The 22,143-nt window shown below is 69.4% G+C and carries 20 protein-coding genes and 2 pseudogenes; 10 read left to right on the forward strand and 12 right to left on the reverse strand.

From position 1 onward, the window contains the following. The 3 genes from OV207_RS19490 to OV207_RS19500 all read left to right on the forward strand — a co-directional run. Window positions 1-690, forward strand: a 690-nt coding sequence (locus OV207_RS19490) for an FIST signal transduction protein (RefSeq protein ID WP_267556651.1), incomplete at its 5' end; no start/stop codon positions are given. A 16-nt stretch (window positions 691-706) separates the two neighbouring features. After that, window positions 707-3,301, forward strand: coding sequence for an ATP-binding protein (locus OV207_RS19495; protein ID WP_267556652.1), 2,595 nt, complete (start codon window positions 707-709; stop codon window positions 3,299-3,301). Between the two features lie 86 nt (window positions 3,302-3,387). Beyond that, window positions 3,388-3,855: a hypothetical protein gene (locus OV207_RS19500; RefSeq protein WP_267556653.1), complete on the forward strand. Its 468-nt coding sequence runs from the start codon at window positions 3,388-3,390 to the stop codon at window positions 3,853-3,855. A gap of 54 nt (window positions 3,856-3,909) precedes the next feature. Here the strand turns inward: OV207_RS19500 and OV207_RS19505 are convergent, their stop codons facing one another. After that, window positions 3,910-4,791 (reverse strand): LysR family transcriptional regulator, encoded by an 882-nt coding sequence (locus tag OV207_RS19505; RefSeq protein WP_267556654.1) that lies wholly within the window; start codon window positions 4,789-4,791, stop codon window positions 3,910-3,912. Between the two features lie 102 nt (window positions 4,792-4,893). Between OV207_RS19505 and OV207_RS19510 the strand changes: the two are divergent. After that, window positions 4,894-5,379: pseudogene (locus tag OV207_RS19510) on the forward strand (cysteine hydrolase family protein); the annotation flags it as partial. On the opposite strand, the gene OV207_RS19515 reads toward OV207_RS19510, so the two are convergent. Then, window positions 5,310-6,254 carry a helix-turn-helix domain-containing protein gene (locus tag OV207_RS19515; RefSeq protein ID WP_267556655.1) on the reverse strand — a complete coding sequence of 315 codons (945 nt, stop codon included), beginning with the start codon at window positions 6,252-6,254 and terminating at the stop codon, window positions 5,310-5,312. The pseudogene OV207_RS19510 and the gene OV207_RS19515 overlap by 70 nt on opposite strands. 131 nt (window positions 6,255-6,385) lie before the next feature. Between OV207_RS19515 and OV207_RS19520 the strand changes: the two genes are divergently transcribed. Further along, a complete protein-coding gene (locus tag OV207_RS19520) occupies window positions 6,386-7,168 on the forward strand; it encodes an SDR family oxidoreductase (protein WP_267556656.1) in 783 nt (260 codons plus the stop codon). A gap of 66 nt (window positions 7,169-7,234) precedes the next feature. Here OV207_RS19520 and OV207_RS19525 read toward each other — a convergent pair. The 3 genes and pseudogenes from OV207_RS19525 to OV207_RS19535 all read right to left on the reverse strand — a co-directional run. Further along, a pseudogene (locus tag OV207_RS19525) lies at window positions 7,235-7,426 on the reverse strand (AgmX/PglI C-terminal domain-containing protein); the annotation flags it as partial. A gap of 27 nt (window positions 7,427-7,453) precedes the next feature. Next, window positions 7,454-9,088, reverse strand: a complete 1,635-nt coding sequence (locus OV207_RS19530) for an SH3 domain-containing protein (protein ID WP_267556657.1) — start codon at window positions 9,086-9,088, stop codon at window positions 7,454-7,456. Between the two features lie 81 nt (window positions 9,089-9,169). After that, complete coding sequence (locus OV207_RS19535) at window positions 9,170-9,799, reverse strand: TetR/AcrR family transcriptional regulator (protein WP_267556658.1); 630 nt, start codon at window positions 9,797-9,799, stop codon at window positions 9,170-9,172. A 121-nt stretch (window positions 9,800-9,920) separates the two neighbouring features. Between OV207_RS19535 and OV207_RS19540 the strand changes: the two genes are divergently transcribed. The 3 genes from OV207_RS19540 to OV207_RS19550 all read left to right on the forward strand — a co-directional run bounded on the left by OV207_RS19540 (window position 9,921) and on the right by OV207_RS19550 (window position 11,652). After that, window positions 9,921-10,532: a DUF2867 domain-containing protein gene (locus OV207_RS19540; protein WP_267556659.1), complete on the forward strand. Its 612-nt coding sequence runs from the start codon at window positions 9,921-9,923 to the stop codon at window positions 10,530-10,532. A gap of 34 nt (window positions 10,533-10,566) precedes the next feature. Beyond that, window positions 10,567-10,878 (forward strand): hypothetical protein, encoded by a 312-nt coding sequence (locus OV207_RS19545; protein WP_267556660.1) that lies wholly within the window; start codon window positions 10,567-10,569, stop codon window positions 10,876-10,878. A 168-nt stretch (window positions 10,879-11,046) separates the two neighbouring features. Next, a complete protein-coding gene (locus tag OV207_RS19550) occupies window positions 11,047-11,652 on the forward strand; it encodes a hypothetical protein (protein WP_267556661.1) in 606 nt (201 codons plus the stop codon). Between the two features lie 512 nt (window positions 11,653-12,164). On the opposite strand, the gene OV207_RS19555 is transcribed toward OV207_RS19550, so the two are convergent. Both OV207_RS19555 and OV207_RS37815 read right to left on the reverse strand, forming a co-directional pair. Further along, a complete protein-coding gene (locus tag OV207_RS19555; RefSeq protein WP_267556662.1) occupies window positions 12,165-12,923 on the reverse strand; it encodes a DUF5953 family protein in 759 nt (252 codons plus the stop codon). Continuing rightward, complete coding sequence (locus tag OV207_RS37815; RefSeq protein WP_420715242.1) at window positions 12,920-13,306, reverse strand: DUF6310 domain-containing protein; 387 nt, start codon at window positions 13,304-13,306, stop codon at window positions 12,920-12,922. The genes OV207_RS19555 and OV207_RS37815 overlap by 4 nt, the downstream gene beginning before the upstream one ends. Window positions 13,307-13,939: 633 nt before the next feature. Here OV207_RS37815 and OV207_RS19565 point away from each other — a divergent pair. Further along, the gene (locus OV207_RS19565; protein ID WP_267556664.1) at window positions 13,940-14,092 is read left to right on the forward strand and encodes a hypothetical protein; all 153 of its coding nucleotides are present in this window, start codon (window positions 13,940-13,942) and stop codon (window positions 14,090-14,092) included. A 3-nt stretch (window positions 14,093-14,095) separates the two neighbouring features. On the opposite strand, the gene OV207_RS19570 is transcribed toward OV207_RS19565, so the two are convergent. The 5 genes from OV207_RS19570 to OV207_RS19590 all read right to left on the reverse strand — a co-directional run bounded on the left by OV207_RS19570 (window position 14,096) and on the right by OV207_RS19590 (window position 20,042). Then, window positions 14,096-14,629, reverse strand: coding sequence for a hypothetical protein (locus OV207_RS19570; protein ID WP_267556665.1), 534 nt, complete (start codon window positions 14,627-14,629; stop codon window positions 14,096-14,098). Window positions 14,630-14,635: 6 nt separating this feature from the next. Then, the gene (locus OV207_RS19575; protein ID WP_267556666.1) at window positions 14,636-15,031 is read right to left on the reverse strand and encodes a hypothetical protein; all 396 of its coding nucleotides are present in this window, start codon (window positions 15,029-15,031) and stop codon (window positions 14,636-14,638) included. A 218-nt stretch (window positions 15,032-15,249) separates the two neighbouring features. Then, window positions 15,250-16,587, reverse strand: a complete 1,338-nt coding sequence (locus OV207_RS19580) for a YncE family protein (RefSeq protein WP_267556667.1) — start codon at window positions 16,585-16,587, stop codon at window positions 15,250-15,252. A gap of 79 nt (window positions 16,588-16,666) precedes the next feature. Then, complete coding sequence (locus tag OV207_RS19585) at window positions 16,667-17,956, reverse strand: hypothetical protein (RefSeq protein ID WP_267556668.1); 1,290 nt, start codon at window positions 17,954-17,956, stop codon at window positions 16,667-16,669. A 319-nt stretch (window positions 17,957-18,275) separates the two neighbouring features. Then, on the reverse strand, window positions 18,276-20,042 hold the full coding sequence (locus OV207_RS19590; RefSeq protein ID WP_267556669.1) for a serine/threonine protein kinase: 1,767 nt from the start codon (window positions 20,040-20,042) through the stop codon (window positions 18,276-18,278). A 122-nt stretch (window positions 20,043-20,164) separates the two neighbouring features. Between OV207_RS19590 and OV207_RS19595 the strand changes: the two genes are divergently transcribed. Then, window positions 20,165-22,126, forward strand: a complete 1,962-nt coding sequence (locus tag OV207_RS19595; protein ID WP_267556670.1) for an ABC-F family ATP-binding cassette domain-containing protein — start codon at window positions 20,165-20,167, stop codon at window positions 22,124-22,126. The last annotated feature ends 17 nt before the right edge of the window (window positions 22,127-22,143 follow it).

A 22,143-nucleotide genomic window follows, 5' to 3' on the forward strand; every position in this document is an offset into this window, starting at 1 on the left:
GGCGGCGCGGGGAGCAACCTCCGGTTCGTCAAGACGGCCCAGTTCACGCGAGGGCAGGCCTACCGGGACCAGGTGGTGGTGATTGCCTTTGATGTCCAGGAGCCGATCGGCGTCGGGATACAGCACGGCTGGTATCCTTATGGCCCTCCGACCCAGGTCACGAAGGCCCGGGGCACGACCGCCATCGAACTCGACTACGAGAGCGCGTTCGAGGTCTACCGGCGCACGGCCTCCAGCCGGGGCGTCGCGCTGGACATGCAGGACTTCGCCAGCTTCGCGATGACCCACCCGCTGGGGATCCCCCAGGCCAGCGGAGAGTTCGTGATCCGTGACCCCATCTCCGTCGAGCCCGACGGCTCCATTCGCTACGTCGCGGAGATACCGGACGGCTCGCTGGTCCGGGTGATGGAGGGCGCGCGCGCGGACCTGCTCGACGCGGCGGCCGGCGCCGCCGCCATGGCCCGGAAGGGGACCCCTGGCCCGCTGGGCGGCGCGGTGGTGTTCGATTGCGTCTCCCGCTACCTCATCCTGGGCGAGGGGGTCCGGGACGAGCTCTTGAGATTCCAGGATGCGCTCGGGGAGGGCGTCCCGGTCGTGGGCTGTCTGACCCTGGGGGAGGTGGGGGCCCTGGGGGGCGGGGTTCCCCAGTTCCACAACAAAACGGCGGTGGTGCTCGCCTTTCCGGCGTGAGGGGACGAGGTGGGGCATGGAGGAGCACTGCGCGGACGCGGACCACAAGCTCACCGAGGAGCGCCTCGCGCTGCTGAGCGTGCTCCAGGAGCTCACCGTCGCGGCGCTCGACCTGCTGAATCCCAACAAGCCCGCCGACTCATTCCTGAGCCGGGTCGCGGAGCGACTGGGGTGCATGGTCGTCCTCTGGCTCCAGACGGATGAGCAGGGCCGGGTCCGTCTACAGGGCGCGAGCGGACTCTCCACCGCATCCCGCCAGCTCCCGATTCCGGGTCCCTCCGCGCCGGAGCTGCCCTATCCGGAGCTGGCATTGCCGGGACTCGTGCGCTGGTCCGTTCCCATCGTGGACCTTGGGCCGGGGGCCGGGCACGTCTCCAGCACGCTGCTGCTGTACTTCGACCGCGAGCCGCTTCTGCCTCGGCAGTACCGCGGCATGGTGGAGCGGCTTGGAGGCGTCCTGCGCACGGCGCTCATCCACCGTCAGCTCTTCGCGCGGACCCTGGACAGCGAGCGCGATCTCCACCAGCAGAAGACGCTGTTTGAGTCCCTGAGTGAGGCCTCCGTCGAGGGCATCCTGATCGCCTCCCCGGACGGGAGGATCCTCACCCACAACCGCCGCTTCGTGGAGATGTGGGGCCTGGAGGAGGAGATCCAATCCGCGTCGCACGCGCGCCTGCTCCATGCGATCTCGGAGCTCGTGGAGGAGCCCGCCAGGTTCCTGGCGCGCGCGGCCGCCTTCTTCGAGCACGTCAACACGTCGGGACACGACGAGCTTCGACTCAAGGATGGCCGGGTGTTCGACCAGTACAACGCCCCGGTGGTGAGCGCGGACGGTGTCCACTACGGGCGGGCCGTCTACTTCCGGGACATCACCGCCCGGCAGCGCACGGAGCGGGAGCTCCAGCGCGAGCGAGACTTCAGCTCGGCGATCCTGGACACGGCCCGCGCGCTGGTGATCGTCCTGGATCCGGAAGGACGGATCGTCCGCTTCAACCGGGCGTGCCAGGAGGTGACGGGCTACTCCTTCGAGGAGCTCCGCTGCACGCATTTCTGGGAGCGGCTCCAGCCTCCGGAAGAGAGGGAGCGGGTCCAGGCGAGCTACGCCGTGCTCGCGACGGGCCAGGGGCCCGAACAGTACGAGGGCCATTGGCTGACACGGGAGGGGGAGCGCCGCCTCATCTCCTGGTCCAGCAACGCCCTGCGCGGCGAGTCGGGAGCGGTGGAGTACGTCATCGGCACCGGCATCGACATCACCGAGCAACGGCGGGCCGAGCAGGAGCGCGACCAGACCTTCCAGCGTGAGCAGCAGGCGCGTGCCCGGGCCGAGGCGCAGGAGGCGCGCTCCGCGCTCCTGGCGGAGGCCTCCGGTCTGCTCGCCGACGCGCTCGCCCCCGAGGACGCGCTGCGGAGCGTGGCCGCGCTGACCGTCCAGCGGTTCGCCGACTGGTGCACGGTCGATCTCCTGGACCGGGACCATTGCTTCCAGCGGATCACCGAGGCCCGCTCCGAAGCGCTTCGCGCCGTGTCCCCAGGGAAGGTCCTCTGCGCGCCCCCCGACCTCGACGCGGCGCATGGGCCGGGGAGGGTGCTCCGCCTTGGTGAGCCAGAGTTCTTCCCGGAGGGCTGCCCCTCCGCGGCGCTGGGGTGCATGCGAGGCGGCCAGGAGGGGAGGGGAGCGGTCGAGTTCGAGTCCTGGATGTCGGTCCCGCTGCTCGCACGGGGGCACACGCTCGGCGCCATCACCCTGGCCCGGTCGGAGGCCAGTGGTCGCTACGGCCCGGCCGAGTTCGCCCTCGCGCAGGAGCTGGCCCGCCGCGCGGCGATGGCCGTGGACAACGCTCGCCTCTATCAACAGGCCCAGATGGCGATTGGACTTCGCGATGAGTTCCTCTCCATCGCCTCCCACGAGCTGAAGACCCCGGTCACGTCCCTCCAGTTGTCCGTGCAGGGGTTGATGCGCCTCACCCGGACGGGAGCGCTCCGGACCGCGCCGGTGGAGACCGTGACCCACTCGCTCGAAGTCATCGAGCGCCAGGCGAAGCGGATGGCGAAGCTCGTCAACACGCTGCTCGACGTCTCGCGCATCCATGCTGGACGGCTCGAACTCGAACTCGAAGAGGTGGATCTCGCCGCGCTGGTCCGGGACATCGCGGCGCGCTTCGCACCCGAGCTGGCGACCTCAAGCACCCGGCTCCTGGTTCGCGCCGACACCCCGATGCCGGGGGTGTGGGACCGGTCGCGGCTCGATCAGATCGTCACCAACCTGCTCTCGAACGCAATCAAGTATGGCGAGGGCAGGCCCATTGAAATCCGGGTCGAGGGCGACGACGTGACGGCCCGCTTGGAGGTGAGGGACCAGGGCATTGGAATCCCGGCGGAGCGACAGGTGCGGATCTTCCATGCCTTCGAGCGCGCGGTGTCGTCGCGCCACTATGGCGGGTTGGGCTTGGGCCTCCACATCGTGAACCAGCTCGTCGAAAGGCTGGGCGGGTCGGTTCGGGTCGAAAGCGAGGCGGGGCGTGGAGCCACCTTCACGGTGGAGCTTCCACGCCGCGGGCCCTCCGTGTCGCCGCCGGGACTGGAGGGCCACGCTGCTCCAGCGGGTCCTTAAGAAAGAATGCAAAAGAATTCCCTGGGGCCCTTCCCTGGAGGAACGGCGTGCCGCACTGCCGCAGCCCGCTTCCGCCAGGAGCCTCCATGTTCCGGATTTCGTCCTTGTGCCTCTGCCTGTCTGCTTCGCTCGCCATCGCTGACGATTCCTCCTCGAAGCCCGCACGGCTCACCGTGGCCCAGAAGAACGGCTGGGCCGCCTACGACAAGGAGCTGAAGGTGAAGGAGGACGCGGTCAACAAGGCCTGCGGGTCGGCCTTGAAGAGCAGCTACGACAAGGCGAGCTACCCCGCCTTCGACCCGATGAAGGACCGGACCCAGAGCGCATGCGAGCAAGCCGTGGGCACCCTGGTCACGGTCTGCGGCACCGTGGATGGCAAGGCGGCGGTGAAGGAGGCCCTCACCAGGACGGTCTGCCGACTGTCGACGGAAGGAACCAAGGTCTCACTCGACGCGGGCGTGCTGACCATCCACATTGACCCGGCGAAGAGCAGCATCGTGGGCAAGGAGGCCGGGAGCTACAGCTGGAAGAGCGCCCTCGAGGAGGTGCTGTAGCCACGGCGCGCGATGCCTGGAGGAACTCAAGGAGGTGGCGGCCACCCCATACCGTCATGGGCCGCTGGCCCCGAGCCGCGCCTGCTCCGCTTCGAACGCGGCGACCACGGCGTCGATGAGGGCGCGCACGCGCGGCACGTCCTTCAAGTCCCGGTGCACCACCAACCACGCCTCTCGCACCGGCGGCGGGGCCGGTGGCGGCACTTCGATGAGGCCGCCTTCCTCCTCGGCGAACCAGCGTGGCACCACCGCCTTGCCGAAGCCCGCTCGCACCGCCGCGAACTGCGCCGCCAGCCCGTTCGCGCGCAGCGCCACGCGTGCGCCCGCCGCGTGCTGGGCCAGCCACTGCGCTTCTGGCAGATGGGCGAAGGAATCGTCGTATCCGACCCAGGCGGACGTGTCGCCGCCCGGCGCCACGTAGACGCCGTAGGCCATGGCGGCGAGGCGGCGGGTGAACAGCTCGCCTGCCTGCGGCCGGGCGAGGCGGACGGCCACGTCGGCCTCCCGCCTGGCGAGGCTGAGTGAGCGCGGATCACTCAACACCTCCAGCTCGATGCCGGGATGGCGGCGATGGAACTCCGCGAGGCGCGGAATGAGGAAGCGCTCGGCCAGCGTCTCCGCGGCGGTCAGCCTCACCGTGCCCGTCAGCCCTGACTCCTGGCCCGCGCGGCGCAGGATGGCCAGCGCACGCTCATCCATGCCCGCGGCCAGCTCCAGCACCGCCGCCCCTTCGGCGGTGAGCGCGTAGCCGTCCGCGCGGCGGTCGAACAGGGCACGGCCCAGCGTGTCCTCCAGCGCCGCGACGCGCCGGCCCACCGTGGCGTGGCTGACCTTCAGCTGCCTTGCCGCCGCCGACAGGCTGCCTGCCCGCGCCAGCGCCACGAAGAAGCGCAGGTCCTCCCAGTCCAGCGGCGCTGACCGTTTTTGCACAACCATTGCGCGAAAATAGCAAAGGCTTGCGCGCGGATGAACGGGTTACCCAGAGGCCAACCCACCACCCCGGAGCCCCTCATGAATCCTCCCCGCACCCTGCTGTCCATGGCCGGAGCGCCGGCCCACCCCTCCCCCTTCGACCGCGCGGCGCTCGTCATCGTCGACGCCCAGGTGGAGTACACGTCCGGCAATTTGCCGCTGGTCGGCATCGACGCCGCGGTGGAGGAGACGGCGCGCCTGCTCGAGCTGGCCCGGCGCCGCGGTACGCCGGTCTTCCACGTCGTGCACCACGGCCCCACCGGCAGCCCCATCTTCAATCCGCAGGGGCCGGGGAGCGCCATCATCCCCGCCGTGGTGCCCAGGGACGGCGAAGCGGTGGTGGTCAAGGGCCTGCCCAACTCCTTCGCCGGCACCGACCTGCACGAGCGCCTCAAGGCGACCGGGCGGACGGAGCTGATCGTCGCCGGCTTCATGACCCACATGTGCGTCTCGGCCACGGTGCGCGCGGCCGTCGACCTGGGCTACCGCAACACGGTGGTGGCCGCGGCCACGGCGACGCGCGACCTGCCCGTCCCGGTGGGCGGCGTGGTGCCGGCGGCCGAGCTGCAACGCAGCGAACTGGCGGCGCTGGCCGACTTCTTCGCCGTGGTGGTGAAGGACTGCGGGGCATGGGGGTAGGGCTCCGGGGCGGCGTGGAGCCCGGTCTCCGCATCGCCGGGGCCGGGCCGAGCGCCCGGGCGCTTCAGGAAGGCGCCCGGTGTGAGCCCGACGAGCTCCCGGAAGTCGGCGATGAGGTGCGCCTGGTCGTAGTAGCCCGCGTCCACGGCAATGCGCCCCCAGTCCTTCGAGGTCGCCGCCATCCGTACGGCGCGCTGCAGGCGAACGGTCCGCGCGAAGTCCTTCGGCCCGATGCCGACGTTCTCCGCGAAGGCGCGGCGAAGATGCCGCGCCGTGACGCCCAATTGCTTCGCCACGCTCTCCACCCGAACCTCGCCGCCTTCGAGCAAGCGGACCGCGCGGCGAGCGAGCCGTGCCGATGCCGGTTCAAAGGTCGGGTGGGGCCGCAGCGCCATCGCGTGGGAGAGTCGCTCCATCATCTCCGGCAGCCTCCGCGCCGCGAGGAGTTCGAGGCAGAGGTCGCCGCCTGAACGGCCCCAGAGGTCTTCCAGCGGGACGATCTGGTCCGTCAGCACGTTCGCTGCCACGCCCAGGAGCGGCGCCGACCAACCCGGCTTGAACTGAACGATGACCGCCCGCGCGACGCCGGGGGCGTTCTTGAACAGCGCCTGCGTTCGCGGACCCGCGACGCACACATCCCCCCTCCGGCCCTCTTCGAGCACTCGAAAGACAAGCGTCGTTCTCCCGTCGGGCAGCCGTTCGTGACGCGCGTGTCCAGCGACCGGCACGGCCACGCGAACGTCTTCGATGAAGCGGGAGAGCGAGAACGTCAAGGCGGTGGAGTCCATCGTGCGCGGCACCCTCGTACTCTCACGCGTCCACCGTGGCCGTTCAAGCCGGCGCGCAAGGGACGCTGAAATGTCCGGTCCTTCCAATCGGAGGGCTGCGGCGGGAGGTACGTAAGGGGCGGAGGTAACGCATGGGCAAACGAGACTATTCAGACCAGGTCGTTGTCGTCACCGGCGCGAGTGGGGGCGTTGGAGCTGCCACCGCCGAGGAACTCGCGCGACGTGGGGCCTCGGTCGTGCTGGCCGCGCGTCGCGCCGGCCCTCTTGGTGAAGTGGCCAGGCGCTGTGGGGACAAGGCCCACTGCGTCGTGGCTGACGTGACGAAGCGCGAAGACGTGCAGCGTCTCTTTGAAGAGGCCGTGGCGAGGTTCGGTCGCGTCGACATCTGGATCAACAACGTGGGGAGGGGCATCGGCCGCCCCCTGCTCGAAATCACCGACGACGACGTCGACGCGATGATCCGCGACAACCTGAAGTCGGTGCTCTACGGCATGCAGGTCGTGACGCCGCACCTCCAGGCCCGAGGCACGGGCGCGATCGTGAACGTGTCGTCGCTGCTCGGCCGCACCCCGCTGCCGCCGCGCGCTGCCTACGCCTTGGCGAAGGCAGCCATGATGTCGCTCTCGGAGGCGTTCCGCATCGAGCTGGCGGGTTCACACCCCGAGCTCCGCGTGGTCGTCGTCTATCCCGGCCGGATCGCCACCGACTTCGGACGCAACGCGCTGGGGCAGCGCACGGGGGACAGCGGGAAGCTGCCCGTGGAGGTGCTCGCCGCCATCGGTGGTGCGACGCAGACGGCGGAGGAGGTGGCGCAGGTGCTGTGCGACGCGGCCCTGAACAGCCGCGGGGACGTCTATACGCAGCCGAACGCCTTCGCGGGAGTGCGGCAGTACCTGGAGAAGCAGCCGGGGTGAGCGGTGTCCCGATAGCACTGGCCGAGCCCACGAAAGAGCAATCAGCGTCATTGGAAAACCGACCCCATGATCCGGCATCTCCGAGCCATCGTTCGAAACCTGACCCACTGCCCCATCACGGCCAATGACGAAACGAACGACCACTTTCCCCTGGAGGTCCGGATTGTTCCTGAGGCCATTCTCGTAGCAAACGTGAAAGCGCCCGAAGTTGTCTGATGATGTGTTGAATGCGCGCCGGTGAGAGCTTTCCGGAGACATCCGCCGACCCTTCGGAGATGGGCGCGTTCAACCTCCGGTGGGGCAGGGGCCTCTACCGGGGGCGAGGTAGCGGCGGTTCACCCATCCGCGCCTTCCCTCTGGCGTCTGCACCTCGGACCAGGTCTCCCGAGCGGAGACGGCGCGCCGGCGCACTTCGCGCACGCAGCGGGTGCCGGGCGCGAGCGTGGCCACTTCCAGTGCGCGCCAGTCCGGCAGCTCGCGCAGGCGCAGCACGTCCGACGCCTTCACTCCGGACACCGTGGCCCAGGTGTCTTCGGGGACGGGGAGGGGCGCCGCCGCCTTCTGCTGGATCAGGAGCGACTTGCGGAGCGAATCCGAAATGTAGAGCGCCGAGGGGCCCTCGGTGATGTTGCAGGCATTGCCCAGCGGGAGCCGCTCGGTGTGCCAGCCTTTGCCAGGGATGCCTCGGAAGAGCAGGGGACCGGCGAGGAGCATGAACTCGCCATTGGAGAGCGCGGCGCGAGCGTAAGCGCAGTCTCCCTTTCCCGGTTCCGCCGGAGGCAGGTCCAGGGGCCGCCACTCCTTGCCATCCGGACTCCACCGGGGCTCGCGCTCGTGGAGACAGCCCGTGGCATTGCACAGCCAATCCCGTCGGGCCTCCACGGGCGCGGCCTTCGCGGCCTCGGGCGCTTCGCCCACCCGTCGCCACTTCCGGCCGTCATGGCGGTACGCTCCGTACTGGCTCTTGAAGCCAGGCATGCCCCTCGCGTCGATGCTCTCGTTTTGGGGATGGTGGATGCTCGTCGTGCCGGGAGGCTCAGAGGGCAGGTCCACCTGACGCCAGACGCCGCTGCGCGCGCGCCAGAGTATCCTCCAGAGGCTTGTGAAGCAGGGCGCACAGCCATCGCCGGCCGTCACGGAGGTCGGGTCCTTGCCGTCCGAGCCCAGGTGGGTCGTGAGGGGCTGCCAACGCTCCCCGTCGAAGCGGCGCAGCGTGTGGATGAACATCTCGGTGGAGAGGGCGGTGGGCTCGTGCGGGTTGCCCAGCAGGCGAATCCCATTCGTGGAGGTCTCCTTCGGGAACCGGTCGAGCCTTCCCAGGGGATGCGCCTCCGTCACCGTGAGTCGCGCGACATGGGTCCGGAACATCCACAGCGGCTCACCGGGTCCCCCGCCGAATACCTGGTCGAGCTCGTTCGCGAACCGCGTCCCCTTCAGGGCGGGAGGCGTCTGACGTTGCCCTCCGCGCTCGACGAGCAGCTTTGAGTCCTCCACGAAGAAGCGCACGCCGGGCCGTGGCGAGCGCACCGGGGGCTCGGGAGGCTCCGGGGGCTCCGCGTACTGCGGGACGAGCGACAGCGGCCCGATGCGCTCCGCGTCCAGAGTCGCCTGGACACACCGCGCGCGGTCACACGCCAAGAGCCGCTGCGCCCCTCCAGGCGCATCCGCCAGCGAGAGCCGCTGCAGCGGTCCCAGGCCCGTGTCCAGCGTGTCCCGCCAGGCCCCCGCGCGCCAGAGGCCCACCACGCCGGAGTGCGCGCTGTTGGAGACCACCGCGTCACCCCGCGCGGCGACGAGCCCCGGGTACAGCGGTGCGGGGAGGACGATGCACCATCCCGAGCTGCTGCAGTGCCGCTCGGTCAGCTCCGGCAGCGTCACGGGAGCCTGGGCCAGGAGTGAGGCGAAGAGGACGGAGAGCATGGGGGCATCCTATCCCCCCGCCCGTGGGGCAGGCCTGGGGCTGCATGGTGACGCGCACGGTCAGGGGGGGGCGGGGCCCCGTCACGCGGGGATCAGCGTCCGCGCGACGTGCTGGATGTAGCCCGCGCGAGCACGGCTCGTGCTCAGCATCTCCGGGCTGGCGATGACGAGGTGCAGGAGCCCCACGTACGTGGAATATGCCTGGAGGGACCAGTTGCGTGCCTCGCGGGCCGGCAGCCCGAGCGCCCTGTACAGCTTCACCAGGTAGTCAATGCGCCGCTGCGACACCCGCGCCAGGACGGGCTGGATGCGTGGGTCCGCCGCGGCGCCCGCGACGATGGCGACCTCAATCCTGCCATGCGGGCCCAGGTCGAACGTCAGCGCCAGCAACTGGTGCAGCCGCTGCCTTGGCTCTGGCAGGGCCTCCAGCCGTTGGATGAACTCCGTGGTCGCCAGCTGCTCCCAGCGCGCGAGCGCGGCCTGGAGTACGTCCGCGCGGTCATTGAAGTGCCAGTAGAAGCCGCCCTTCGTCACCCCCAGGCCCCGGGCCAGCCGCTCCACGGACAGGGCGTCCACGCCCTCCGCGAGGCTCCAGAGGGCCGCGTCTGCCCAGTCCTCGGCGGACAGGCCCGGCCCCCGGTGCCGCTTGCGGATGTCCTCAAGGCTCCGGAAGGCCGACGGCCCCGGCGGGCGGGAAGTAGTGCGTCTCATCGTCGAGCGCAGTCTGGAGGAGGCCCTCCCGGAGGTCCAGGGCGCATCCCTGGCGGCCCGGCGATATACGGTGCCGTATCGGGATACGGTGGCGTATCCGATGACAGGACTGGGGCCGTGCATGCGAGTGACGACAGAGACGTTGCTGATGCTCGTGGGAGGGATTCACTGCGCCATCGGGCTGGGCATGCTCTTCCAGTCCCGGACGCCTTCGTCGCTGCCAGAGGCGCTGCGCCCCTTCGCGGAGGGCGCGGACCACGTGGACGTGAAGACGGTGGAGTCGGAAGCGACGCTGCGCGAATTCCTCGCGGCGCTCATGTCGTACCAGCCCGCGTGGATGACGGCCCTGTATGGGGTGCGAGGTGTCTTCGTCCGGCTGTTGGGGATGCGTCAGCATGGCGTGCCCCGGCCCCAGCACCTGCGCCCGGAGGACATCCCCATGGCCCCGGGCAGCGCGGCCTCGTTCTTCACCGTGCGCCACGCGGAGGAGGAACACGTCTGGGTGGTGGCCGCGACGGACAAGCACCTGGAGGCCACCCTCGCGGTCGTCGTGGAGCCGGCGCCGGGCGGTGAGGCCCGGCGCCGCTTCCATGTCGTCACGCTGGTGCACTACCGGAACTGGGCCGGGCCCGTGTACTTCAACGTCATCCGGCCCTTTCACCACCTCGTCGTCGGAGGCATGGCGCGCACCGCAGCAGAGGCGGTCACCGCGCCTGGCGCTGCGTCTCGCTGACCAGGAGGGCCCAACGGAGGAGACGTTTCGCGATGTGAAGGACTTGAAGTTCGGCATGGGCTTGAAGGAGGTGCGCGTCGGCACGCCCGAGCGGCGTGACAAGCTGCTGCTCATCTCTGCCTTCGCCCAGGCGCTGCTGGGCGCGGCCGGCGAGTCGCTCGACTACGACAAGCATTTGAAGGTCAACACCGCCAAGAAACGCACCCACTCCCTCTTCACGCAGGGCGCCTATTACTTCATGGCCATGCCGAGAATGAGCGACGCGCGCTTGCTGCCGCTGGTGGAGCGATTCAACCAGTTGCTGCGAGAGCACCACGTCTTTCAACAAGCCTTCGGGCTCATCTGACTCAGATGAGGGGATACCTCAGATCCGATAGGGCGGCCCATGACACTTGAGGGAGCCCGATTAGCGGCGCCGGACATATTACGTACCCCGCAGGGCTTGTTAGGATGATTGACTCCCCCAAATTGGCCGGTGTAACCATGGGCCGAATCATCGTAGGGGGGACTGATTATGGCCGAGACTAAGAACTCTGGCGCCGGTCAAGGCGCCCTGGAAGAATTTCTAAGGGAATCCGAGGGGTTTCTCTCCTCTACCTTGGATATTATCACGACGTCCATCGGCGATCATGATGACGCGCCGCTCATCATGGCCCATGGCAGCGCGGCAAAAGAGCAGCTTGGCAAGCTCGTCCAGTACACGCGCGCCCAATACGATCGCGCCAATGTCGAGCTTCGCCGGGACGTTGACGAGTTCATGCAGATGCAGGCGGCTACCACTCTCGCGCGAAGCGGGCAGGTGGCTTTCAAGAAGGTGGCTGCCAAGGGCCTGTTCGGCGACGGCATCTTCTCTTGGATCGAATCGATCTCGCATGAGATCAAGAAGATAATCAACTGGCTCCGCGATATGTTCAACTGGCCCAGCTGGATATCCACGCTTCTGGAATTGCTCGACCAGATTCTCAAGACGATTCTGGGGCTGTTTGGTGGCATCCTCGGCCGCAGCCGCTCAAAGATCATGTCGGAGTTGTCGACGATGGAAGTCGAGTTCTGGAACGAGATCGCCTCGCACAAGCGCTTCGCGCTTATCGGCAGGCCCGACCGGCCGGACGACGAATGATCGACGAGGGCGTGACCACGGCTGCGGCCGCCGCGCGGCAAGCGAATTCCGCCCGCGCGGCCGGTCGTCCACTGACACCGCCGAGCAATATCTCGATTTGACCCTCCCCGCCGAAGGTACCAAGACCGCCCACTTCTGCTCGATGTGCGGGCCGAAGTTCTGGGGCGCTCTAGGGCAGCGACCATCACCGCGCCCAGCTCGGGCAGCGTGGCGCCCGTTCGGACAGCCTCAGCTCGGGCGCGCCGGGCAGCTCCAGCTCGGCACCGTGGCGCGCGTCCGACAGCTCCAGCTCGGCCCGTGGCGCGTACGTCCGACAGCTCCACCTCGGCCGGGTGGTGCGCGCGCCCGACAGCTCCAGCTCGGCACCGTGGCGCGTGAGCGGACAGCTCCCGCTCGGGCCCGAGGTGGCCCACGTCGGACAGCTCCAGCGCGGCACCGTGGCGCGCGCGTCGGACAGCTCCAGCTCGGCACCGTGGCGCCACCTCGAAGCGCTCCAACTCGGGCCCGGCGACTCAGCGCGGAGATACGCGCCCGCCAATCTCCGGGAAGCGCTCATACGCGCGCAAGAGCGCATCCAGATGCGCGGGGTTGTCGAGATCGAGCGGCGTATCTGTAAGCCGAACGATCCACCCGCCCCTCTCGGTGCGCCGCGCCCGAGAGAGCAAGTCTGCGTCACGCGAGGGATCCGGGAAGCCGATAGCCCGAGCGGCAGCATCGGACCAGTAGTTCAGCCACCCGAGGTAATAGGGAATCTCTGGCGCGCGGATATCCTTGAAGAGCTTCAGGGCAGGCAGCCCCCGGCGTGGGGACGGCGGCCCTTGCAGCGTGGGTGCTGTCTGATACGCGATGTCCACCTTAGCGGCGTACGGCGTTGCACACCCCCAGAACGCGCGTGCGCCTTCCGCCACGCCTTCCAGCACATCCGCCGCTGCTGCGATGCCGACCGCATCCAGCGGCAGTTCTGCATGGACGTCGAGCAACGGCTGGCCGCCCGGCGCTTGGAGTCCGGATGTCCGCAACCCATTAACCGTCACCGGGTAGCTCTCGTCGCCGTTGCACAGCAGCGGGAAGTCCCCGCGCAAGGCCGCCTCAGCGAGCCACCGATCGCGTTGCGTCAACACGACGGGCCGCCCAGCCTTTGTCAGCTCCCATTCCAAGCGCACACCGGGGACCGCCCGTTCGATTCCGTGGACGACTGCGAGCGGGCGGCTGTCGTCACCCAGGAGCGCTGGCGCGTAGACGATGAGGACAAGGGAATTTTGGGTGGTCATCGTTTGCATCCCGTGACGACGATATTGAGGGACTGATCCTCGGCAAGCAGAGCGTCTTTGTGCGCTTGGGTGCTCACCCCAACGACGAAGCCATATCCACATGCCGCCGCGATGTCCCGTTCTTCCCGCAGCAACGGCAATTCCTCCTGGATCGTCATCCGCCGGATGAAGGCATTGTACGTGTCAAATCGATGGGTCTTGATCTCCCACAGCACGCGCACGCCGACTTGCAGCGCATCAAAGCGCTTGCCGCCAACGAGCACGTCTTTGCCGGGGTAGCGGTTCGGCGGAAACCTATCGGCGCACGCGTTATGCGGGGGATCTTCGCCCGCGTGCGGCACTGGGGTGGGCTCGCAGTCTGGGCGGCGGCGCTCCGGCGTCACCGGGGCAGGCGGCTCCTTCTTGTTCGCTCTGGACTTCTCCGGTGTGGGGTTCGTCTCCGGTTCCTTCGAGGCCCGAGGAGCATCTCCGGCCCAAAGGCCCGGCTCTAGGCTGGGCGGCAACACGCGCTTGTGCGGGCTCCTTGGCAGGGGCTGGCGGCGGACCTGTCCTGGCTGTCCGGGGGTGGGGAGGCCCGTTCCGGGCACAGCGGGAGGGCGTACAGGCGCCCAACCGTAGGTCTCAGGCGCCTCTTGAGTTTCAGGCGCCTTGTGAGAAGTGGCGCACCCAGCCACGACAACAGCGATGGCAACGGCTTGAACGGCTTGGCGGAGTGCGCTGTACGTTCGGAAGTTCATTCCACGTCCCTTCAGCGAAGAGGGGCGGTGCGGGTCAAGGCCGGGCCGGTGAGCTTGCCCGGGCTTGGTGGACAGGTGGGTTAATGAGAGTCCCCCGGTTTTGTGGACACCCGAGATGAGGTGGCCGAAGGATGTCCACGACGATGCCGAGACGAGAGCGCAGGACGGCGCAGCGCATCCTGGGGCGGGTGATGTCCGGCGAGGCCGTGCCGGACGAAGAGGTCCGGGGGTATTGAGCGCGCAGGACTCGCTCATCGTGGGCACGCAACGCAGGACCAGATGCGCGCGGGGCTTGCGCGCTACCAGGCGCTTGGCATCGACGCGCTGATGTCCTTCCGCCCGGTGGGCGCGCTGGCGCACGACAAGGTGCTCCAAGGCATCTGGCTCACGGGCGAGCTGATTCCGGAGTTCGGCGCTCCCGTGGCGTCGTAGCTTTCAGAACGGCGGGCCGTGCGTCGTCTCGACGCGCAGCCGCTGGGCGTTGACCTCGACGACCAGCTTCATGAGCAACGCCTGGTACTGCTCGCCCTTCAGCTGCCCACGCCAGGCGTGGAGTTCCGCTCGCTGCGCGTCGCCCCAGCGCCCGGTGGCCATGCGGTCCTCCACCCAGCGATGGGCCTCCGCGAAGCGGGCGTTGTTCTCCCAGGAGGGGGGCGACGGCTTCGTTTCGGGGGTTGGCGCCGTGGCCGTGGGAACGACCCGCAGCAGCTCCTCTCGCAACTGTCGCAGGTCCTCCCGGACGGCCGTGAGGTCCGCGCCCGTCGGGGCGCAGGCGCTCGTGGTGGCAGGCGGGGGCGCGAAAGCCTCCAGCCTGCGCGCGAGCGCCTCCCACCGTGCCTCCTGTCGCTCCAGCCGCCGCAGGACTTCCTCATCCGGGCTTCCGGAAGAACCCGCGCGTGCCAGGGCCCACCCCGTCACCAGGGCGAGCAGCAGCGGGAGGAGCGGACGTCCTGCAATGGTGGGGCGCATGGACCGTTACGGGAGCTTGGGGCTGAACGTGGAGCTGTTGTCCACGTTGATGTGCGTGCATATCCCCGACACGTCCCACTGGGCGGTGATGCCCGCGTCGCTCCGCGCCGTTTTCATGACGGCGAGCAGGATGGGGTTCTGGGTGGTGCAGATCGCCATGGTGCCCGCCGCATCCTGGAAGAACACCATGCCGATCTCCGAGGTCGTCGTGGCGTTGATGGTGATGGTGATCCGCTGCACGGAGTCCGCCGAGTTCCGGGCCTCCGACAGCAGCCCCGAGGCCCACCGCACCGAGGTGTTGATGGTGACGGGGAAGGAGAATTTGCCCCCCGCGACCGCCGGAGCGCTGCCCAGCAGCGCCAATCCCAGTCCAAGACCCAGCAGCGTGTTGCTCCGCTTCATGAATTCCTCCGTGCCCGTGGGCATGTTTGAGGCGCTCCCCCTAACCCACCCCAAGGGTGGAATACAGTTATTGACTGGTTGTTCTGTTTCGCAGGAAGTCGAGAGTCCATGTCCCGCCGCGCCCGGTTCCTGCGCGTGCTCCGGGTGTTGGTGGGGCTGCGCGCGGTGCTCCCCCTGGCGCTGTCGCGGGTGCCGTCCTGCTCGCCGTCCACCGCGCCTCAGCGCGTGCCGATCGTGCCCTCCAGCTTTCCCGTCGCCGCGTCGAACACGTCCAGCCACATCCAGTTCGGCAGGTACACCCGGCCTCCATGGACCCAGAGGGCCGAAGGCCCCATGCCCACCGTTTTGTGGGGCAGCGGCACGTCCCAGGCGATGGCGCCGGTGCGCAGGTCGCGCCGGATGAGCCGCGCTCCGTCGTTGTCCATCTCATAGAGGATGTAGACGGCGTCGCGGGTGATTTCCCCCACCCTGGGCGGGGTGTCGCGCAGCAGCAGCGGGTCCTTGTCCGCGACGACGCCGTGCCACAGGGGCTTCCTGTTGCCGGGCTCGTACACCGCCACCAGGGGCACCTGGGTGCCCGGCCACCGCGTGCCCATGGACAGGGTGTAGCCCTGCGAACGGAAGAGGTAGCGCGTGGAGAAGCCGCGGATGTCGGAGGGCGGATAGCTGGAGCGCACGCAGCGCGTGGGGTGCTCCGGAGGGCGGCTCATGTCGCACGTCTCGGGGCTCAGCGGCGGGGTGGCGCAGCCGGGCGGGGCCCGGAGCGCGGGCTTCGCGGTGGCCGTGCGCGTGTCGAAGAGCAGGTGCTTGTGGTTGATGACCTCCACCCAGACCGAGTGCGTGTCCCCCGGCGGGATGCACAGCCGGCGCGGTGAGTCCGACAGCGACACCTGCCCCAGCCGCTTCCCCGTCGCCAGCTCCAGCAGGTTCACCGCGCGTTGCTCGCTCGACACCAGCATGCCGTTCTGGGCGATGACCTTCGTGCGGCTCGATGCGTCCGGTCCCTCCGAGGGCAGGCTCTCCCAGAGCTTCTGGAACGTCTTGCCGTCGAACGCGGCGATGAGGTCCGTGTTGTTGGCGCCACCGAAGCGGCGCACGTGCCCGACGATGTCGTCCGTGCCGTCCCCATTCACATCCACGAACACCGGCGCGTCGCGCTCCATCCACTGCACGCGCTCCGGCGGGGGCGCGGGTGGGGGGACGGGCGGGGGTGGGGGCTGGGACGTCACCACCCGCGGCGGGGGAACGTAGGGGGCCGGCTCGGGTTCGGGTTCGGGCTCGGGGTCGGATCCCACCATGAGCAGGCCCGCCAACAGGCCCATCATGAGCATGACGCCCAGGGCGGCGGCCATGACGATTGGCGGCTGGGCGGACTTCGCCGGGGTGGGCGGGCGCGGCGGGTCCGGCGGCTGCCCCGGGCCCCCCAGGTCGAACTCCTCGCCGCAGTAGCCGCAGGTGTAGTGCGTCTTCCCGGGCCGGGGCGCGAATGGCGCGTTGCAGTAGGGACAGCGCGAGGCTCTGGGAGGGGGCCGGGCCATGAGGGACGGGTGTAGCACTCCCGGCCCACCTGGAGGGCTCGAAGGAGCGCGCAGGCACCGTGGCGCCAGCGCGCGGAACCAAAGCGCGGCGCGCGCGTCAGTCCCGGAGGATGACGCTGCCGTACGTGTTCGTTCTCCAGGCATCCGGGGTGTTCAAGGCCGGGGACTCCTTGAAGAGCTCCGGGTAGCCCAGGCCCGTGCCCAAAAAGCGCGAGGACCACAGCACGGAGTAGCGGCCCGCCCTCGGTTCTCGCGGTGAGGACACCACCTTCGCGGGCAGGGGGAAGGGGGTGAAGCTGCTGACGGAGGCGGGGGCGGTGACGTACCAGGAGAGCCCCGGCTCGTCCGGATGGGGCGTCAGTTGCACCGTCACGACGTGGGCGGCGGGGTCTGCCGTCCAGCTCAGCGTCAGCCCGGAGCGTCGTTCGGAGCCGGGCGCGTACTCCGTGCCCGGGCTGGGCGAGGTGAGCCGCATGGGCGAGGGCAGGGCCAGGGACGTGACGCCGTCGTGGACCATCGGCGTGCTCGCGGTCAACAGCCCCGAGTGGAGCCACTCACTGTGGCCCGCCAGCGCGGACACCCGGGCCTCCACGGTGTCGAAGGGCGACGTCCGGGCCATGGCCGGGACATTGAAGGGCATGAGGCCCGCGGTGCTCGTGGAGAAGAGGAACTCCGACCCGAGCATGAAGGCCGCGGAGACCGCATGCATGGATGGATTGGACCCGACGTTCGTTACCACCACACGCCGCCGCTCGTTCACCGGGTGGTCCAGGGGGATGACCAGGCCGTTGACGCTCCGGCCTTCGCCCACGGGGATGTCCCGCAGCATCCCCACGGCCATGGCCGGCCCGTGCTCACGGATGGCGAGCAGCGCCACCTGACCGGAGGTGTCGCCCCGCACATCGAGGCTGAAGGTTCCATCCGTCGCCACGGTGGTGACGCCATTGAAGCCCTGGCCCACCACGCGCACCTGCGTCGGGGTGCTGTCCTGGCCCGTGACACGGCCGGAGAGGGTGGCCTGCCGGGTGGACGGGAGGGAAGTCAGGTGAGCAAGATCCGAGCGGATCCACACCTCCGTTCCCTCGACCGCCAGCGTCGTGCTGGCCACCACCTTGTTCGTGCCCACCATCACGACCGTGATGTCCTGCGGGCCGGTGATGGTGGGGTCGTGGAACCGCGCGATGCCGTCACGACCCAACGGCTGACTGTGACGGCTGCCGTCCCCCAGGAGGACGGTGATGCCCTGCATCTCACCGAGGTCGTCGACGAAGTCCCACCAGTTCGAGTGGACGACGAGGGTGGCCGGGCCCTGGGTGTCCGTGGGCGGGTCGGTCTTGTCGCCACAGGCGACGCACAGCAGCACAGCGAGTGAGAACAGTCGGTACAAAGCGAATCCCCCATTGAAACGGTATGGCGCACGGAAGCCGGCCTCCCCCGACGCACGGACGCAAACAAGCTGACTTTGCGCGCGAAGAAAAGCCCTCCGTGGAGGCTCAGCCAGCCTGAGGTTGCCCCGGCTTCGTGGCGCTCCCGAGCCGGAACGTCGAATGCACGGAGGGCGGCCGCTCGCCATGTGGCAGCGGGACCGAGGCGAGGGACAGCGCTCCTCATCCATCAACAGCTCCTTCGGAATGAGAAGAAGCCCGGCAACCCCATGAGGTTGCCGGGCTTCAATTCGTGCCGGGAGCGGGAAGCGGACCTGTGCCCTACTCGAAGACGCCGATGCCGGGGTCGGAGCTTCCACCGGAGGGCTTCGACGGCTTCGACGGGCGGGGCGCCGCGACGCGCACCGGCTCCAGGCGCACCTCCACGGGCTGCACCGTCGAGTCCGCGCTCCGGCTGTAGTCGAGCCTGCGCTCCACGTCCTGGTGCCCCGCGAGCTTGAAGCGCAGCACGGACATCCGCGAGCGCGGCAGCATCAGCTTCGTGGGCGTCGTCCCGATCTGGGCGTCCCCGTCGTAGATGGCCGCGCCGGCAGGCGTGGAGATGAACTCCACCGTCACGTCCTGCGGCAGGGGCGCCGGGGTGGGCGCGTCGTTCCGCACTTGCGTGGGAGGGGGCGTGGCCACCGTCCTCGGAGGCGCCATCGTCGCCGGGGGCGGGGTAGGGGCCTCTCCGCCTCCGCGCGCCATGACCAGCGCCACGCCCGCGCTCAGGAGCACCAGCGGCACGGCGATGAGCGCCACCTTCTTGCCGGCGGACATGCCCTGGGGCGGCGGCGGCTCGACGGGCTCCGCTCGGGCGGCGGGGGGCCGGCGGTTGGCCTGGGAGAGGGGCGGATTGCCCGTGCTCGTGTTCGGACGGGGCGCGGCCGGCTGCGCCCCACCCGCCGACGTGGAGCCCCGGGGCGGGGCCATGCCCACGCGGGAGGCGGACCTCGCGCTGGTGCCGGTGCCCGCCGGCCCCGGGGCACGGCCTGCGCGGCTGCCGGAGCCCAGGCGGCTGCCCGAACCCGCGCGGCTGTTGGAACCCGCGCCCGGACGGCTGCGGCTGCCGGTGCCCCGGTCTGCCCCGGGGGCGCCGCCGGTGGGGTGCGCGTCCAGTTCCTCCGGGGACAGGCCCTCCACGGAGTCGATGAGCGCGTCGATGAACTCCTGCGCGTTCTGGTAGCGGTCTTCCTTCTCCGCGGAGAGCGCCTTGGCGAAGAACGCGTCCAGCGCTTCGGGCACGGGCGCGCCCTGGCGCTTGGTGTTCACCGGGGGCACGGGCTGGGTGAGCGCGGCGGTGAGCGCCTTGCGCACCGTGTTGGCGCCGTAGGGAGAGCTGCCCGTGAGGCAGAAGTACAGCACGCCCGCCATGGAGTAGAGGTCGGAGCGCTGGTCCACGGACTCGCCGCCGGCCTGCTCGGGCGGCATGTACTGGGGGGTGCCCAGCACCTGGCCCGTGGAGGTGAGCTGCTCCTCCTCGTCCTGCTCCAGCGCCTTCACGAGGCCGAAGTCCAGCACCTTGACGAAGTCCTTCCCGTCGAGCGCCTGGACCATGATGTTGTGCGGCTTGAGGTCGCGGTGGACGCAGCCCTCGTCGTGCGCGTGCGCCAGGCCCAGCGTGGCCTGCTCAAGGAGATTGACGGCCCGGCGCAGGGTCATGGGCCCCTCGCGCTTGACCAGCTCCTTGAGGCTTTCGCCCTTGAGGAGCTCCATCACGTAGTAGCAGGTGCCGTCCGCGGCGCGGCCGAAGTCGAAGATGGTGATGACGTTCGGGTGGCGCAGGCGGCTGGCGATCTCCGCCTCGCGGCGGAAGCGCTCGAAGAACTGGGGCGCGGCGGCGAGCGACGGGTTGAGCGTCTTCACCGCCACCGGGCGCTGCACGGAGGTCTGGGTGGCGCGGAACACCATGCCCATGCCTCCCTGGCCGAGCACGCTCTCAATCTTGTAGCGGCCATCCAGGACCTGGCCCAGGAGCTGGAGGCTCTGCGCCGCGCACAGGTGATCTTGACCATCGGTACTTCCGCAGTGGGGGCAGGGGGCGGCCATGGGTGGCGGGAGTATAGGCAAGCCCCGCGCCATGCCCAACCCGGCAGATGTGCCCCCTGGGCAGTCAGGCAGGCATCTGAGGCGTTCCCGAAGGGCCTCCCGGCTGTTATCTCCGCCCCGCCATGAGCCTCGTCATCGCCCAGGACATCAGCCTCGCCTACGGAAAGAAGGTCCTCTTCGATGAGGACAACTTCACACTCGGCCCCCGGGACCGGGTGGGACTGGTGGGCGCGAACGGCACGGGGAAGTCCTCCCTGATGAAGATCATCGCCAAGGCGAGCCAGCCGGATGGGGGCACCATTCAGTACAGCCGCCGGGCCCGGGCGGGCTATCTTCCCCAGGAAATCGCGGGGTTGCCCGAGGGCACGGTGGTGGAGGCGGTGATGAGCACCGTGCCCGGCCGGGACTCGCTGGAGTCGCGCCTGCGGGACACCGAAGGGGCCCTGGGGGCCGCCACGGACGAGGAGGAGCAGCTGGAGCTGGCCCAGACGCTGGCGGACCTCCACGCGGAGCTGGACGACTTCGAGAACCGCTACGGCCGGCACCACGCCGAGCGCATCCTGAAGGGCCTGGGCTTCCGGGACGCGGACCTGTCCAAGCCGACGCAGGCCCTGTCGGGCGGCTGGCGGATGCGGGCGGCGCTCGCGGGCCTGCTGCTCCAGGACCCGGACCTGCTGCTGCTGGACGAGCCGACGAACCACCTGGACGTGCCGACGCTGGCCTGGTTCGACGGGTTCCTGCGCCGCTCGAACAAGGCGATGGTGCTCATCTCCCACGACCGCGACTTCCTCAACCGGCAGATCAACCGGGTGGTGTCGCTGGAGATGGAGGGGGTGCGCGAGTACACGGGCAACTACGAGGACTACAAGCGCCTGCGCGCCGAGGAGATGGTGCTGCTCCAGGCGAAGGCGGAGAAGGTGGAGCAGCGCCGCGCGGAGCTGCAGGGCTTCATCGACCGGTTCGGCGCCAAGGCCACCAAGGCGAAGCAGGCGCAGAGCCGCGCGAAGATGCTGGCCAAGCTGGAGAAGGTGCAGCTCCTGGAAGAGCGGCAGACGATGAAGTTCCGCTTCCCGGAGGTGGACCGCAGCGGCCGGGACGTGGTGCTGATGGAGGACATCACCAAGCGCTACGGCGCGCTCACCGTGTACGACGGGCTGAACGCGCGGCTGGAGCGGGGGCAGCGCATCGCCGTCGTCGGGGCCAACGGTGCGGGCAAGACGACGCTCTTGAAGATGGTCGCGGGGGAGCTGGCCCCGGACACCGGCAAGGTGACGGTGGGGCACAACGTGGTGGTGGGCTATTACGCGCAGCACCACGCGGACAAGCTGGACCGGAGCAACACCATCATCGAAGAGGTGCGGCCGCTGGCGGCGGACAAGCCGGAGAGCTACCTGCGCGGCGTCCTGGGCGCGTTCCTCTTCAGCGGCGACGACGTGGAGAAGCCCATCGGCGTGCTGAGCGGTGGCGAGCGCGCCCGCGTGGCCCTGGCGAAGCTGCTGCTGGTGCCGTCCAACTTCCTGCTGATGGACGAGCCGACGAACCACCTGGACCTGGACTCGTCGGAGATGCTGATTGAAGCGCTGAAGCTGTATGGCGGCACGCTGTTGTTCGTGAGCCACAACCGCAGCTTCATCAACAACCTGTGCACGCACGTCTGGGAGGTGGCGGACGGGAAGCTCACGTCGCACCCGGGCAACCTGGACGAATACCTCTACCACCAGGAGCAGCAGCGGCTGGCGGCGGAGGGCGCGGAGACCAGCGCGTCCAGCGGCAAGGGCACGGGGGCGGGCGCGGCGGCGGTGTCGGAGAAGGAGCGCAAGCGGCTGGAGGCGGAAGCGCGCCAGCGCCGCTCCGTGGTGGAGGGCCCCATCAAGAAGGAGATCGCGAAGCTGGAGGAGCGCATCGCGAAGGTGGAGGCCGAGCAGAAGGAGCGCGAGGGGCAGCTCGCGGATCCGGTGCTCTACAACGACTTCGCCCGGGCCAAGCCGCTGATGGACGCGCACCGCGCGGGCAAGGAGGAGCTGGAAGACCTCTATGCCCGGTGGGAAGTGGCGCAGGAGAAGCTGGTGGCGGCGCAGGGCTGAGCGCCGGCTCCAGGGAC

This window comes from Corallococcus sp. BB11-1, assembly GCF_026626625.1.
Classification (GTDB): domain Bacteria; phylum Myxococcota; class Myxococcia; order Myxococcales; family Myxococcaceae; genus Corallococcus; species Corallococcus soli.